Source organism: Enterobacter sp. BIDMC 29, assembly GCF_019378755.1.
GTDB lineage: Bacteria > Pseudomonadota > Gammaproteobacteria > Enterobacterales > Enterobacteriaceae > Enterobacter > Enterobacter ludwigii.
Genome location: NZ_CP080000.1, coordinates 2,122,893 through 2,136,976, shown reverse-complemented (window position 1 = coordinate 2,136,976; position 14,084 = coordinate 2,122,893). Strand labels below are relative to the sequence as shown.

The following is a 14,084-nucleotide window of genomic DNA, read 5'->3' as shown; positions in this document are numbered from 1 at the left end:
AAGGGGTAATTATCGCCGATGACGCGCGTTTCTTAAAGCCATGTAAAGGCATGGATTCGGTCCTCTTTTCGTGACCCTCCTCGCAGGTCACCTGTCTAAAACACTTTATAGTGTAGGGGTACTCATAATAAGGAGGTTGTTTATGAGCATTACGCTTACCGGTTCGGTCAAGGAAAGACGGCACGCCAGCACGATGAATATCGATAGATTGTCCACGCTGGACATGCTGAAAGTCATTCACCAGGATGATGCCCTCATCTCCACTGCAATAACCCCATGTTTAACAACGATCGCCCGCGTGGTGGATAACGCCGCTGCGACCCTGAGTCACGGTGGTCGTCTGGTCATTGTTGGCGCCGGTCCGTCAGGCCGTGTCGCGCAGCAGGCAGCCGATGAGTATGCCCCGGGAAAAACGCCTGTGATCGCCATAACGGCGGGAGAGGAGGCGGGCAGCTACGAGCGCGGTGTCGCCGACCTGCAGGCCATCAAATTTGGTGAACAGGATATGATGCTGGCGGTCACCGTCAGCGGAAAAACACCGTGGGTCTGGGGCGCGATGCGCCATGCGTGGTCGTTGGGTTCCCCGGTCGCGGCTATTACGGATGACGCGCAAAGTGAAGCCGCGCAGCTGGCGAGCATGGTGATTGCCCCGGAGCTTGGCGCGGACGCGATCGCGGGTTATATCAATACCAAAGCCGGGATCGCACAAAAAATGATCCTGACCATGATAACCACCGGCCTGGCGGTTCGAACCGGACGCGTGTTCAGCAACCTGCGCGTGGATCTGGACGCCAGCAACACCAAATGGTCTGAACGGCAAATTGCCATCGTCATGGAAGCGGGGGGATGCACCCGGTCAAAGGCGAAAGCCGCGCTGGAGAGCTGCAACCATAACTGTAAAACAGCGGTGCTGATGGTGCTGACAGGGCTGGATGCCTGGAAGGCGCATGAACTGCTGGCGCAGAACAACGGCTTTATTCGTCTGGCACTGCAGGAAGCTCCGTAACATTTCTCTGTTGAATAAAAAAAGCCCGCGATGCGGGCTTTTATCATAGTGGGAAGTTAGAACTGGTACGTCATACCTACGCCAACGATGTCATCTGTAGAGATGCCGTTTGCTTCGTAGAAGCTTTCGTCGTTGTCCAGCATGTTGATTTTGTAATCAACATAGGTGGAGAAGTTTTTGTTAAAGCTGTAGGTCATACCGACGTCGATATAGTTAACCAGATCCATGTCGCCATGCTGGCCCTGTGGGTTACCCGCATTGCCAGGATAAGTCATGTCCTTGCCTTTGGAGTAAACCCATGCCAGGGACGGACGCAGGCCGAAGTCGAACTGGTATTGTGCCACGGCTTCAAAGTTCTGTGTCTCATCCGCAATCCCGGTATCGCCATATGGCGTCATATTACGGGTTTGCGCATACATCATCGCCAGATAAACGCTGTTGGCATCATATTTCGCGCCAACGGTCCACACTTCCGCAGTCTTCCCGCCGGCGAAACGTGCGCTGTCTTGTATACCCTTCGCTTCCTGCTCATTGGTACGGTCAGAAGAGGAGTAGGCTGCGCCTAAGGTCAGGCCAGACAGATCGCCGGAGAAATCATAGCTAGTGGACATACCGAAGCCGTCACCGTTCTGGAAACGCACGTCGTCATGACCGTTCTTGGTCCCTTCCTGATCTTCTGTTGCGTCCTGACCTTCGTTTGCCCCCTGATACTGCAGCGCAAAATTCAGACCCTCAACCAGGCCGAAGAAATCGGCATTACGGTAGGTCGCCACACCGTTTGCACGGCCGACCATGAAGTTGTCGGTCCAGGTATAAGAATCGCCCCCAAATACGGGCAGCATATCGGTCCAGGCTTCAACATCATACACGACGCCGTAATTACGACCGTAATCGAATGAACCGTATTCGCCATATTTCAGGCCAGCGTACGCCAGACGGTTAAATGAAGTATCACCGGCGTCTTCGGTATTATTGGCGTAGGTTTTATATTCCCACTGGCCATAACCAATAACATCGTTAGTGATTTGTGTTTCGCCTTTGAAACCAATTTGTACATAGGTTTCATCGCCATCATCCCCAGGGTGATCAGAGAAGGTATGACGCGCATCGATCTTACCGTACAGATCAACTTTATTGCCGTTTTTGTTATACATTTCAGCTGCATGTGCTGCGCCAGCCATTAATAACGCGGGTACGAGAATTGCCAGAACTTTTCTTTTCATTATATATTCCCTTTAAAGATAATTAATATGAATATATGTAATCACTCTCTGTCATTACAGAATTGATACTATTCTACGCAATGTCATTTTGGTTCAAAAATAAATGTAATTGAAATCGTATAAATATTGCAAAACATTTCTATCTGTCGCTTTATTTTTCTGGTGAATTAGAGTTTAGAATATATAGAAATAAATTATCATTAAGTATTTAGCGGCAGTATTATTTAATATCTCCAATTGATATTAAATATATTTCCTCGGGAATGCAGGGTACACGCGTCCCTGTCAGGACAAGCCGTGATAGCGGCGGGGAAAGTTGCTATTGTAGCCGTTTTAACAACAGGACGTGATGATGGAACTTACGCAGTGGCAGTCTCGCTTTGAGCGTTGGCTCGATAAAAACCACGCGACCCACGACGCTGCGCATGATATTTCGCACTTTCGTCGTGTCTGGATGACGGCGCAAAAAATCATGGCGAACCAGGCGGTCGATTCACTGGTGGTACTGACCGCCTGTTATTTCCATGACATTGTCAGCCTGCCGAAAAACCATCCCCAACGCAGCCAGTCATCACGTCTGGCGGCCAGCAAGACGCTCGATATTCTGCGTCGCGATTTTCCGGATTTCGCCTCTGAACGCTATGCGGCCGTGGAGCATGCCATTGAAGCGCACAGTTTTAGCGCCGGTATCGCGCCGCACAGTCATGAAGCCAAAATTGTTCAGGATGCTGACCGGCTGGAAGCGCTTGGTGCTATTGGTCTTGCGCGCGTCTTTGCGGTATCGGGGGCGCTGGGCGTGGCGCTCTTTAACGCTGAAGACCCGTTTGCCGACGCGCGTACCCTTAATGACCGCGCCTTTGCCCTCGACCATTTTCAGACCAAGCTGCTGCGCTTGCCTGATACAATGCACACAGACGTGGGGCGCGAACTTGCGCAACACAACGCCGATTTTCTCATCCAGTTTATGGCGAAATTAAGTGCCGAATTACAGGGCGACTGCCTGGGGCTGGATACCCAGGTGCTGAGCCGCTTCCGTCGCAGTTTGAGCGAGTGAACTGTGGTAATCTGTTTCCAGTCTTTATTCTCCGGTTAAAAGAATGCAGGAAAATCGATCAGTGAGTGAGCCCGCGCCAGAGCAGGCTGAGAAATCAACGGCAACGGTGCAGGCTTTATTGCGCCAGCTGCTGGATATCTATGATGCTAAAACGCTGGCGAATCAGCTGGTGGCGCACGGTGAGAGCCACTGGAGCCCGGCAATCCTGAAGAGACTGCTGACCAGCGAGCGAGCAGGGCAGCGTCTGAGTGAGGGCGAGTTTCGTTACCTGCAAAACCTGCTTCCGCGTCCTTCAGCCGCGCACCCGAACTATGCCTTCCGTTTTATCGATCTGTTTGCCGGCATTGGCGGCATTCGACACGGGTTTGAGGCCATTGGCGGGCAGTGTGTGTTTACCAGCGAGTGGAACAAACATGCGGTCCGTACCTACAAAGCCAACTGGTACTGCGATCCCCATGAACACCGTTTCAACGCCGATATCCGTGATGTTACGCTGAGCCACAAAAGCGGCGTGAGTGATGAAGAGGCGGCTGAGCACATTCGCCAGTCAATTCCGGCCCATGATGTCCTGCTGGCGGGTTTCCCGTGCCAGCCTTTCTCGCTGGCCGGCGTGTCGAAAAAGAATGCCCTCGGACGCGCCCACGGTTTTGCCTGCGATACGCAAGGCACGCTGTTCTTTGATGTTGTCCGCATTATCGACGCCCGTCGTCCGGCGATTTTCGTGCTGGAGAACGTCAAAAATCTCAAGAGCCATGACGGCGGAAAGACCTTCCGCATTATCATGCAAACGCTCGATGAGCTGGGGTATGACGTAGCGGACGCTCAGAATATGGGCGCGGATGACCCGAAAATCATCGACGGTAAGCATTTCCTGCCGCAGCACCGCGAACGCATTGTGCTGGTTGGTTTTCGCCGCGACCTCAACCTGAAGGGGGATTTTACCCTGCGGGATATTCCCTCTTTATATCCTGCGCGTCGCCCAACCGTGGCCGACCTGCTGGAACCAGTCGTCGACGCGAAATTTATCCTCACCCCGGTGCTGTGGAAATACCTCTACCGCTATGCGAAAAAACACCAGGCCAAAGGCAACGGTTTTGGCTTCGGGATGGTTAATCCGAACGATCCGCACTGTGTGACGCGCACGTTGTCCGCTCGCTACTATAAAGATGGCGCAGAGATCCTGATCGACCGGGGCTGGGATAAAGCGCTGGGGGAGAAAGATTTTGACGATCCCGATAACCAGCGTCACCGTCCGCGCCGCTTAACGCCGCGTGAATGCGCTCGGCTGATGGGGTTTGAGACCCCGCAGGGTTATACCTTCCGCATTCCGGTGTCGGACACCCAGGCTTATCGGCAGTTTGGTAACTCGGTGGTCGTTCCCGCGTTTGCGGCGGTGGCAAAACTGCTGGCCTCCCGCATCAGACAGGCCGTGGCGTTACGTGAGAGTGAGGCCGTCAATGACGGATGTTCACAATAAGGCGACGCGCAGTAAAAACATGCGTGCCATCGGCACGCGTGATACCGCCATTGAAAAGCGGCTAGCCGGGCTGCTGACCGAGGCGGGGTTTGATTTCCGCGTGCAGGATGCCGCGCTTGCGGGCCGTCCGGATTTCGTTATCGATGCGTATCAATGCATCATCTTTACCCACGGCTGTTTCTGGCATCACCACGACTGCTACCTGTTTAAGGTTCCCGCGACGCGTACGGATTTCTGGCTGGAGAAGATTGGCAAGAACGTCGCGCGGGACAACCGTGACCTTAGCACGCTTCTCGCGCAGGGCTGGCGGGTGTTGATTGTCTGGGAGTGCGCGCTGCGCGGCAGATTAAGACGTACCGATGCCGACCTGACAGAACGGCTGGAAGAGTGGATCTGCGGCGGCGGGCAGGCCGCGCAGATCGACACCCAGGGTATTCACCCGCTTACGGTTTCTCCACCTCACACGGCGTAACAACCGGCTTCGCAGGAAGCAGATATTTCCCCAGCGTTACCAGCACAACGGCAAAGACAATCACGCCCAGCGCCAGCCATTCCACCGGAGACAACGTTTCGCCGGCAAAGCTGGTGCCCAGCAGTACGGCAACCACCGGGTTCACGTAAGCGTAGCTGGTCGCGATCGCCGGCGAGACATTGCGGATCAAGAACATATAGGCGTTAATGGCGATGACAGAGCCAAATAATGCCAGGTAACCCACGGCCAGGAAGCCCGAAAGATCCGGCATGGCTGTCAGTTTTTCGCCCGTCAGCGTTGAGGCAATCAGCAGCACAATTCCCGCCGCGAGCATCTCAATCGCGCCCGCCATCATGCCGGTCGGCAGCTCAATTCGTGAACCGTATACCGACCCAAATGCCCAGCTCATGGAGCCGATCAGGATAATCACTGCGCCCCACGGATTTCCGCTCAGGTTGCCGCCGCTGTTGAGCAGGATGATCCCGGCAAGCCCGATCCCAATCCCTACCCATTCGAGCTTGCGGGTGCGGATGCCGAAAAGACGGCTAAAGCACAGGGTAAACAGCGGGACGGTCGCGACCACGACGGCGGCGATTCCGGACGGCACGTTCTGGTGCTCGGCGACTGTCACAAACCCATTCCCTATGGCCAGCAGCAGCAGGCCAATCAGGGCGGCATTGAGCATCGGGCGAAGCGGAGGCAGCTTATGGCCCCGTAACAGCAGGAAGGCCATCAGTAACACGCCCGCCGAGAGAAAGCGTACGCCCGCCATCATGAGCGGCGGCCAGCTCTCCACGCCGATACGAATGACAAAGTAGGTGGAACCCCAGATGATATACAGCGAAAAAAGTGCCCCAATGAGCGGTAGCAGTTGCCGGAAACGCATAATCCCTCGCGACAAAATGAAAAGGTCGCTGACAGTAAACGCCAAAACTATCGGGCTGGCGAGCGCTTTAATTGTGTAGTTGATGTGAATTTTTTGTTGACGCGAGGTGCCTGTTTCCGGGTTTACACTTTTGCTCCATACTATTCACTTAATTACCAAAAAAAGAAGGAATGAGATTTTGGCAGGAAGTAGCTTATTAACATTACTGGATGATATTGCCACCTTACTGGATGACATTTCGGTGATGGGGAAACTGGCGGCGAAGAAAACCGCCGGGGTTCTGGGAGACGATTTATCGCTCAACGCCCAGCAGGTGAGCGGCGTTCGGGCCAACCGTGAATTACCGGTGGTATGGGGCGTAGCGAAAGGCTCATTCCTGAATAAGGTGATCCTGGTGCCGCTTGCGCTGCTGATCAGCGCGTTTATCCCATGGGCGATCACGCCGCTGCTGATGATTGGCGGCGCATTTTTATGCTTCGAAGGCGCTGAAAAGATCCTGCACTCGTTCGCCGCACGTAAGAACAGCGACACGCCGGAAATGCGCCAGCAGCGTCTTGAGGCGCTGGCCGCGCAGGATCCTAAAACTTTCGAGCGTGATAAGGTGAAAGGTGCCATTCGTACCGACTTTATTCTGTCGGCGGAGATCGTGGCCATTACGTTAGGTATTGTCTCTGAAGCACCGCTTCTGAACCAAGTCCTGATCCTCTCCGGGATCGCCATTCTGGTCACGGTGGGGGTGTACGGGCTGGTGGGGCTTATCGTTAAGCTGGATGATATCGGCTACTGGCTGGAAGAAAAATCGAGCGCTATCGCCAAAGGTATCGGTAAAAGCCTGCTGGTGACCGCGCCCTGGCTGATGAAGAGCCTGTCAGTGGTGGGTACGCTGGCGATGTTCCTTGTCGGAGGCGGTATTGTGGTTCACGGTATCGTGCCGCTGCATCATGCTATTGAACATTTCGCTTCGGCGCAGGGCAGCATAGTGGCGGCAATTCTGCCCACGCTGCTTAATCTTGTGCTGGGCTTTATCATTGGCATTATCGTGGTTGGGGCCGTAAAACTGGTCGAAAAAATCCGCGGAACGTCGCACTAATTGTTACCTGTTGCGGGGTGCAAAAAGATCATTCCTCGTCTAAATTGAAAACGTTTCACCCTGATACAGGAGGCAGGTATGGTCTTTTTGGTCAGTGATGAAGTTAAGCCTAAGAAGGGCGGCCCACGTATGATTGTCACCGGGTATTCCAGCGGTATGGTGGAATGCCGGTGGCACGACGGTTATAGCATCAAGCGGGAAGCGTTCCGTGAGGATGAGCTTCAGCCGGGAGACGGGCAGCGCAAGCGAGACAAGGCTTAATGACATAACGCCCGGCTTTGCCGGGCGTTTTTACCTTCCGTATCCGGCGTCGGGCAGTAATCAGGGAGTGTGTGTGCAGCGCGAGACCTTTGTTGTAAGACGATCTTTTCTGCAATGGCTGCATATGCGTAGCAATCCGGGGTTGATTGTTAATCTCTGTTTTCTCATCGTACTGATATTTTCCACGCTCCTGACCTGGCGAGAGGTGGTGGTACTGGAAGATGCGTATATCTCCAGCCAGCGTAATCATCTGGAAACGGTAGCCACTTCGCTGGACCGGCAGTTACAGTACAGCGTGGATAAAATGCTTTTTTTCCGCAAAAGCATGCGTGATGCCATCCAGACGCCGCTGGCCTTTGATGTCCTGTATGAAGCGATTTCACGCTTTAACGCCTTTCGCACGCGCCCCAGCTGGCAGCTCGCCGTTGATAAAAAACGCACTCTCCCCATCAACGGCGTGTCGGATGCGTTCGTCGAAAAAACCACGTTGTTGAATCGTGATCCTGAGCGTATCAGCAATGAAATTTCTGCCGCCCTCGAAGTGGGGTATTTACTCCGACTGGCGTCCTCGGTGGGGCAAAGTGAAGAGCGGGTTATCTATGCGTCACGCGCCGGGTTTTACCTTGCGACGGACACGCCTGAACAGACGAGTGATATTAGCCAGCGCTATTACTATCTGGTTACCCAGCCGTGGTTTACCCAGCAGTCTGAACGTAACAATCGCGCTCGCGCGGTGCGCTGGTTTATCTCCAGCCCGTCGCCCTGGACCGGTGGTGAACGGATGATCACGGCCAGCGTACCGATCTATTTTGACCATTACTGGTATGGCGTTGTGGCGATGGATTTCTCATTGAAGACCATGAAACATCTGCTGGAAGAGGCAACGCAAGAGCGTACAGAGGGGGAATATCAGCTGTACGACACCCGGCTGAATATGATTGCCACGTCAGAAGAGACCGGTAGTCTGGTGAACCGGTTTGACGAACGCGAAACGGCGCAGATAGCGCACGCGATTGAGAACGATACCGGCGGGGGGATCCGCCTCGGAAGCCGCTTTATCAGCTGGGAGCGGCTCGATCACTTCGATGGTGTGATTTTACGCGTTCATACCCTGCATGAAGGCGTGAAGGGGGACTTTGGCAGTATCAGTATCGTGCTGGCGCTGCTCTGGGCACTCTTCACCGCCATGCTTCTTATCTCGTGGCTGGTTATCCGTCGGATGGTCAGCAATATGTATACGCTTCAGCACTCTTTGCAGTGGCAGGCCTGGCACGATCCGCTCACCCGCCTGAATAACCGTGGTGCCCTGTTTGAGCGTGCCAAAATGCTGTCGGAAAGATGTCGGCAGCAGTCGCTGCCGTTCTCGGTGATTCAAATCGATCTCGACCATTTTAAAAGCATTAACGATCGCTTTGGCCATCAGGCCGGGGACAAAGTGCTTTCCCATGCCGCAGGCCTGATTGGCAGCGCACTGCGCAAGAATGATGTTGCCGGACGCGTGGGTGGGGAAGAGTTCTGCGTGGTACTGCCCGGCAGCGGGCTTGAAGAGGCGAGGGGGATTGCGGAACGCATTCGCTCACGCATCAACAGTAAAGAGATCCTGGTGAAAAAGAGTACCACCGTGCGTATCAGTGCCTCACTGGGGGTAAGTAGCGCCCAGGAAAAGGACAATTACGATTTCGAACAGTTGCAGTCAGTGGCGGATGCCCGGTTGTATCAGGCCAAGCAGTGCGGGCGCAACCGGGTGTTCTGGCACGATCAGGATAAGAAGTGATCCAGCCCCTCCTGCCAGCCCGCGGGGCCGGGCTGTTGCGTGTGGTACACCCGGGCGGGGTTATCGTCGCGTAACGTGATGCCCTGCCGGTTAATGCCCTTAATCACCACGGCGTAGTCCACGCTGTCCAGCAGCGGGGCATCATTTGGACCATCGCCGAGCCCCAGGGTAACCGGCACAATGCCTTCCCGCGCACGGTACTGCTCAATCAGCCAGTCAACCGCAACGTCTTTACCGCAGCGAGCATCCAGAACATGCCAGAAGCGGGCTCCCTGCAGGCATTTCAGGCCGCACTGCGCCAGCGCCGCGTCAAATTGCGCCATTTTTTCATCGCTGTCGCGCCAGATGAGCGTAACGGAGGCTTCGTGTCGGCGCGCGAGGGTCGAACGATAGCGCGTCAGCCCCGTCCACTCGCTGATTACCCGTTCGTCGACGTCATCAAAGGTGGTGAATTTAAAGCCCCGCTGCTGGCGAATCTGGTCGATCAGCGGGCGAATATCACGGTGCGTCATCCCCCTGATGTGGCGTTGACCTGTCTCCCAGCGCACGTCGGGCTGAATCACCGCGCCATTCTCAGCTATGAAGGGTAACCCCTCCAGACCCAGATCCTGCTGGATATCCAGCATTTCTGCGGCGGTCTTGCTGCTGCAGAGAATAACCGGCACCTGGTTATCCTGGAGGGTGTCCAGCCAGGGCATGGCCGGTTGCCACTCGTACGTATGAATATCGAGCAACGAGCCGTCGAGATCGGAAAAGAGCAGCAGGCTATCCTGCAGTGAAGGCATAACGACTCCTGATAACTGACAAACTGCCACCTAAGAATATTCCTAAAAAAATTCCTAATGCGTAAGTGAGGCAAAAGGGTATCTCTCCCGCCAAACCCGCATTCGGCGCATGTTGTCCCTCATAACTAAATTTATTATGTACCAAATATTATATTCGCCATGAGAATATATGCTTGTCATACAAAATGGTTGAGGATAGTGTTTTGTGTACATCAGATTTCCTGGTGTAACGAATTTTCAAGTGCTTCTTGCATAAGCAAGTTTTGATCCCGGCCATCCCCATGACCGGGATTTTTTTCGTCCTAACGATTTGCTTCAGACACGCTAAAATCGTGTATATCAAGCTCGAAGGCCTCCGCCAGTTCACGGTAGGTGTGATAATCCCTTCCGTTCACAATGACCCTGTCGGAATTGTCGTCCGAACGACGGACTTCTGACTCACTGATCTCATTGATGGCGGCCAGCAGGGCATCGACATCCACCTCAACCTCGCGTTTGATGGTGTCGCTGTACTCTTTGTCGGTCTTCATTACGGGGTACCTCATTTTACCGTCTCCAACCGTAAGTATAGACTGCGCACAAAAACGCCATTCACACCGGGCAGCGATGCCAGTTAAGGCGTTTTGTTCTACACTGGCTCAAAACCAGAGGAGGAACGTATGAAGGTCAACGATCGGGTAACCGTTAAAACGGACGGTGGGCCGCGCCGCCCGGGTGTGGTCCTGGCAATTGAAGAGTTTAGTGAAGGCACGATGTACCTGGTATCACTTGAAGACTACCCGCTCGGCATCTGGTTTTTTAACGAACTGGGACACCCGGATGGCATCTTTGTAGAGAAAGCGCAATAGCATGGCGTCGGGTGGCGACTGGCGTGCCCGACACTGTCCACAGAAGCAAAAATCTCTGGCCAGGCCAGAGATCAAAGGTAGGGTGCAAAGGGTTTTTTTAGCGACTAACGCATGTTGACGAAAATCCCGTTCGTCACATTATCGGTGAGGCGTACCACGTGATAGATCACTTGCTTATTATGCGTTTTAATTTTCCTTTTAATATTTCCTTTATGTGACGAAACGGTTTTGGCTTTAATATTCATCTGGTCTGAGATCTGAATAGTCCCTTGCCCTGCCATCCACATTCGCAGCATGCTTGATTCAGTCCTGCTTAATGATAGGGTGGGTAAGTTAACCGCTCCTACATTTTTAACTTCTTTATTCAAATAATCACCCAGAATGTCATCCAGCGACTCTGGTTTAATCGATTTAGAACTGATCAATAAATTTTTACGAACCAACAAATACTCATCGAAATGGATATTCGCGATCGCCATAAAAACAATAAACAGGGTTTTTGGATGCTGATTAATGATTTGCTTAATGTGCTGACTGTTGGCTGGATCGTGAATGAAACAGTCCTCATTAATAAACACCACGCCTGGTTTAAGTTCGTCACAAGCGGCTGCGAGTTCGTCAACGGTGTGTGCATCGTTGATGTCTCTCTTTCTTACCCCTCTGCTTGCCAGGTACCCGGTTAACCCTAGCCGGGTGTAGCTGCATAAATCCATAATGATCGTTGACATGGCATACCCTCACTCAATGCGTAACGATAATTCACCATCTGCCTGAGAGCTCATAACAGCCATACGGGATGGAAAAAATTAATAAACCTGTGAGCATGACAAAGACTTTCAGGCGGACTCACTATCCCGTAAAGTTACGTATAATTTGCCAGGAATCTTCTTAAAGTAAAGTAAATATTAAGTATTGTGAGGTGGTTAGAAACAATTAAACCCCGTCAGATATATCCTGGAAGATGTTTTTCACGTTTTATTTTAGGAATATCCTCAGAAAGACAATATCAACTGTGAGGGCTATTATTTACGCGGTAGCTCACTGACAATATCTGCTAACAGATTGAATATCTCGCCGAATAAGTGCTCACAGAAGGGGGCGATAAGGGGCATCAGTAATGACATTAATAAAATACCGACCGTCAGCGTCAGCGGAAAACCAATGACGAACACCGAGAGCTGCGGTGCCATTCGGTTGAGTAAGCCTAAGGCGAGGTTCACGGTCAGCAGCAGGGTGATGATCGGCAGCGCCAGCATCAGGCCATTCAGGAAAACAAGCCCGGCCGCACGCGTAAGCGCCAGAAACGCGTTGCTGTTCACCGGGTTTTCCCCAATCGGCAGCGTATGGAAAGTATCCACCAGCATGGAGATGAGCCACAGATGGCCGTTGAACGACAGGAACAGCAGCATGGCGAGCAGATCGATAATGCGCGCCAGCACCGGCATGTTGAGGTGGCTACCGGGATCCACAAACGTGGCGAATGATAAACCCATTTGCAGGCCAATCAGTTCGCCGGCGGTCCGCACGGCCGCGAAGGCAAGCTGCATGGTAAAGCCTACGGCCACGCCAATCATCACCTGTTGCAGTGCAACCCACACCGCTTTCGCCGAGAAGATCGGAATATCCACGGGCGGGAGAGAAGGGGCGACGATAATGGTGATGATGATGCCCAGCCCCACTTTGACGCGCTTGGGTATCGTTTTCTCACTGAGAATGGGGGCCGTTGTAATCAGCGCCAGGATACGCAGCATCGGCCAGAAATAGACGCCAAGCCATTGAACCCACTGGTCACTGGTGAAGTGCAGCATCGTCGGGTCAGCCGATGATGTACGGCAGATTGGTAAACAGGTTGCGCATATAGTCCAGCAACAGGTTCAGCATCCACGGCCCGGCAACGATAATCGCCACGAACACGGCGATGATTTTTGGGATAAATGACAGCGTCATTTCGTTAATCTGCGTGGCGGCCTGCAGGATACTGATAATCAGACCGGTCACCAGCGCGACAAGCAGTAACGGCGCGGCAACGGCTATCGCGATTTTCATCGCTTCCGTGCCCATCATCATGACCGATTCTGGCGTCATTACGGCTCCTTAACTGTAGAAACTCTGCGCCAGCGAACTGACCAGCAGTTGCCAGCCATCGACCAGGACAAAGAGCATGATCTTAAAGGGCAGGGCAATGGTGGCCGGGGGGACCATCATCATCCCGAGCGCCATCAGAACGCTGGCGATCACCAGATCGATAATCAGGAACGGAATAAAGATGGTAAAGCCAATCTGAAAGGCCGTTTTCAGCTCACTGGTGACATACGCAGGCAGCAGAATACGCATCGGAACGGCTTCCGGTCCCTGAAGCTCGCCGGTATTGGACAGGCGGGCGAAGAGTGCCAGGTCCGCTTCCCGGGTCTGGCGGAGCATAAACTCCCGCAGCGGCTGAGCCCCTTTATCGAGCGCCTCCTGCATGGAGATTTTATCTTCGCTAAACGGCTGGTATGCGTCGGTATAAATCTTGTCGATAACCGGCGACATAATGAAAAAGGTTAAAAACAGCGCCAGACCCAGCAGTACCTGGTTAGGCGGCGCGGACGGGGTGCCCAGCGCATTGCGCAGCAGACCAAAGACGATGATGATTCGGGTAAAACTGGTCATCATCAGCAGGATCGCCGGAATAAACGTCAGCGAGGTGATGAAAACCAGCGTCTGCACTGGCAGCGACCAGCTTTGCCCGCCGCCTGCAAGAGGGGTTGAGACCAGACCGGGCAGTTGCGCGTAAACCGCAGGGGCAAACAGGCCGACGCCCGCAAGCGTAAGGGATAACAAACGGCGCATCAGGATCTCCCGGAACGCTTAAGCAAACTCTTCATGACGGACTGAAAATCCGCAGGGACTTCTGCGCGCTCGTCACCCGTTGCCGGGGCTGGCGGCAGTTTATGCAAGACGTTGATGCTGGAGGTAGTCACGCCCAGCACCAGCCGTGCATCTTCCACATCGACAACGACCACGCGCTCGCGTGGCCCCAGTGTCGTGCTGGCGCTGACCTTCAGACCGCGGGTGCCGGCGGTTTTACCCGCCAGGCCGAAGCGCTTCGCCAGCCATGCGGCGATAAGAATAAAGGCAATAATACCGAGCAACGCGCCACTCACCTGGAGCAGCGGAGAGCCGGGAACGGCAGAGGGCTGTGATATTGTTGCCTGGGTTTTCATGC

16 protein-coding genes and 1 pseudogene are annotated in these 14,084 nt (G+C 53.7%); 8 read left to right on the top strand and 9 right to left on the bottom strand.

All coding sequences use genetic code 11. The features are described from left to right. The first annotated feature begins 142 nt into the window (after positions 1-142). Positions 143-1,006, top strand: a complete 864-nt coding sequence (locus JTA15_RS09680; RefSeq protein WP_086532334.1) for an N-acetylmuramic acid 6-phosphate etherase — start codon at positions 143-145, stop codon at positions 1,004-1,006. Positions 1,007-1,062: 56 nt separating this feature from the next. Here the strand turns inward: JTA15_RS09680 and ompC are convergent, their stop codons facing one another. Continuing rightward, the gene (ompC, locus tag JTA15_RS09675) at positions 1,063-2,229 is read right to left on the bottom strand and encodes a porin OmpC (protein ID WP_219373163.1); all 1,167 of its coding nucleotides are present in this window, start codon (positions 2,227-2,229) and stop codon (positions 1,063-1,065) included. A 352-nt stretch (positions 2,230-2,581) separates the two neighbouring features. Between ompC and JTA15_RS09670 the strand changes: the two genes are divergently transcribed. From JTA15_RS09670 to JTA15_RS09660, 3 genes are all read left to right on the top strand, one after another. Then, positions 2,582-3,283 (top strand): phosphohydrolase, encoded by a 702-nt coding sequence (locus tag JTA15_RS09670; RefSeq protein WP_219373245.1) that lies wholly within the window; start codon positions 2,582-2,584, stop codon positions 3,281-3,283. Positions 3,284-3,344: 61 nt separating this feature from the next. Next, on the top strand, positions 3,345-4,760 hold the full coding sequence (locus JTA15_RS09665) for a DNA cytosine methyltransferase (protein WP_305047241.1): 1,416 nt from the start codon (positions 3,345-3,347) through the stop codon (positions 4,758-4,760). Continuing rightward, on the top strand, positions 4,741-5,232 hold the full coding sequence (locus tag JTA15_RS09660; protein ID WP_020883328.1) for a very short patch repair endonuclease: 492 nt from the start codon (positions 4,741-4,743) through the stop codon (positions 5,230-5,232). Before JTA15_RS09665 ends, JTA15_RS09660 begins: the two co-directional genes overlap by 20 nt. Here JTA15_RS09660 and yedA read toward each other — a convergent pair. Beyond that, positions 5,204-6,118, bottom strand: coding sequence for a drug/metabolite exporter YedA (gene yedA, locus JTA15_RS09655; RefSeq protein ID WP_020883329.1), 915 nt, complete (start codon positions 6,116-6,118; stop codon positions 5,204-5,206). The two genes, JTA15_RS09660 and yedA, sit on opposite strands and share 29 nt — an antisense overlap. Before the next feature lie 178 nt (positions 6,119-6,296). Here yedA and JTA15_RS09650 point away from each other — a divergent pair, with 178 nt between their 5' ends. The 3 genes from JTA15_RS09650 (at position 6,297) to dgcQ (ending at position 9,243) form a co-directional block, all read left to right on the top strand. Further along, a complete protein-coding gene (locus tag JTA15_RS09650) occupies positions 6,297-7,208 on the top strand; it encodes a DUF808 domain-containing protein (protein WP_219373161.1) in 912 nt (303 codons plus the stop codon). A gap of 78 nt (positions 7,209-7,286) precedes the next feature. Next, on the top strand, positions 7,287-7,469 hold the full coding sequence (locus JTA15_RS09645) for a YodC family protein (RefSeq protein WP_014170745.1): 183 nt from the start codon (positions 7,287-7,289) through the stop codon (positions 7,467-7,469). Between the two features lie 73 nt (positions 7,470-7,542). Beyond that, positions 7,543-9,243: a cellulose biosynthesis regulator diguanylate cyclase DgcQ gene (gene dgcQ / locus JTA15_RS09640; RefSeq protein ID WP_106504295.1), complete on the top strand. Its 1,701-nt coding sequence runs from the start codon at positions 7,543-7,545 to the stop codon at positions 9,241-9,243. Here the strand turns inward: dgcQ and JTA15_RS09635 are convergent. Continuing rightward, complete coding sequence (locus JTA15_RS09635) at positions 9,228-10,028, bottom strand: mannosyl-3-phosphoglycerate phosphatase-related protein (protein WP_219373160.1); 801 nt, start codon at positions 10,026-10,028, stop codon at positions 9,228-9,230. The genes dgcQ and JTA15_RS09635 overlap by 16 nt on opposite strands. 302 nt (positions 10,029-10,330) lie before the next feature. Further along, the gene (gene yodD, locus JTA15_RS09630) at positions 10,331-10,558 is read right to left on the bottom strand and encodes a YodD family peroxide/acid resistance protein (protein WP_008500310.1); all 228 of its coding nucleotides are present in this window, start codon (positions 10,556-10,558) and stop codon (positions 10,331-10,333) included. Positions 10,559-10,687: 129 nt separating this feature from the next. Here yodD and dsrB point away from each other — a divergent pair, with 129 nt between their 5' ends. Further along, on the top strand, positions 10,688-10,876 hold the full coding sequence (gene dsrB, locus JTA15_RS09625; RefSeq protein WP_020883333.1) for a protein DsrB: 189 nt from the start codon (positions 10,688-10,690) through the stop codon (positions 10,874-10,876). A 104-nt stretch (positions 10,877-10,980) separates the two neighbouring features. On the opposite strand, the gene rcsA is transcribed toward dsrB, so the two are convergent. The 5 genes and pseudogenes from rcsA to fliO all read right to left on the bottom strand — a co-directional run bounded on the left by rcsA (position 10,981) and on the right by fliO (position 14,082). After that, positions 10,981-11,604: a transcriptional regulator RcsA gene (gene rcsA, locus JTA15_RS09620; protein WP_008500313.1), complete on the bottom strand. Its 624-nt coding sequence runs from the start codon at positions 11,602-11,604 to the stop codon at positions 10,981-10,983. Positions 11,605-11,882: 278 nt separating this feature from the next. Beyond that, positions 11,883-12,684: pseudogene (gene fliR / locus JTA15_RS09615) on the bottom strand (flagellar biosynthetic protein FliR). A 7-nt stretch (positions 12,685-12,691) separates the two neighbouring features. Next, complete coding sequence (gene fliQ, locus JTA15_RS09610) at positions 12,692-12,961, bottom strand: flagellar biosynthesis protein FliQ (protein ID WP_008500315.1); 270 nt, start codon at positions 12,959-12,961, stop codon at positions 12,692-12,694. A 9-nt stretch (positions 12,962-12,970) separates the two neighbouring features. Beyond that, on the bottom strand, positions 12,971-13,708 hold the full coding sequence (gene fliP, locus JTA15_RS09605) for a flagellar type III secretion system pore protein FliP (protein ID WP_008500316.1): 738 nt from the start codon (positions 13,706-13,708) through the stop codon (positions 12,971-12,973). Continuing rightward, entirely contained in the window at positions 13,708-14,082 is a 375-nt protein-coding gene (gene fliO / locus JTA15_RS09600) for a flagellar biosynthetic protein FliO (RefSeq protein WP_219373159.1), read from the bottom strand. The genes fliP and fliO overlap by 1 nt, the downstream gene beginning before the upstream one ends. Between the last annotated feature and the right edge of the window lie 2 nt (positions 14,083-14,084).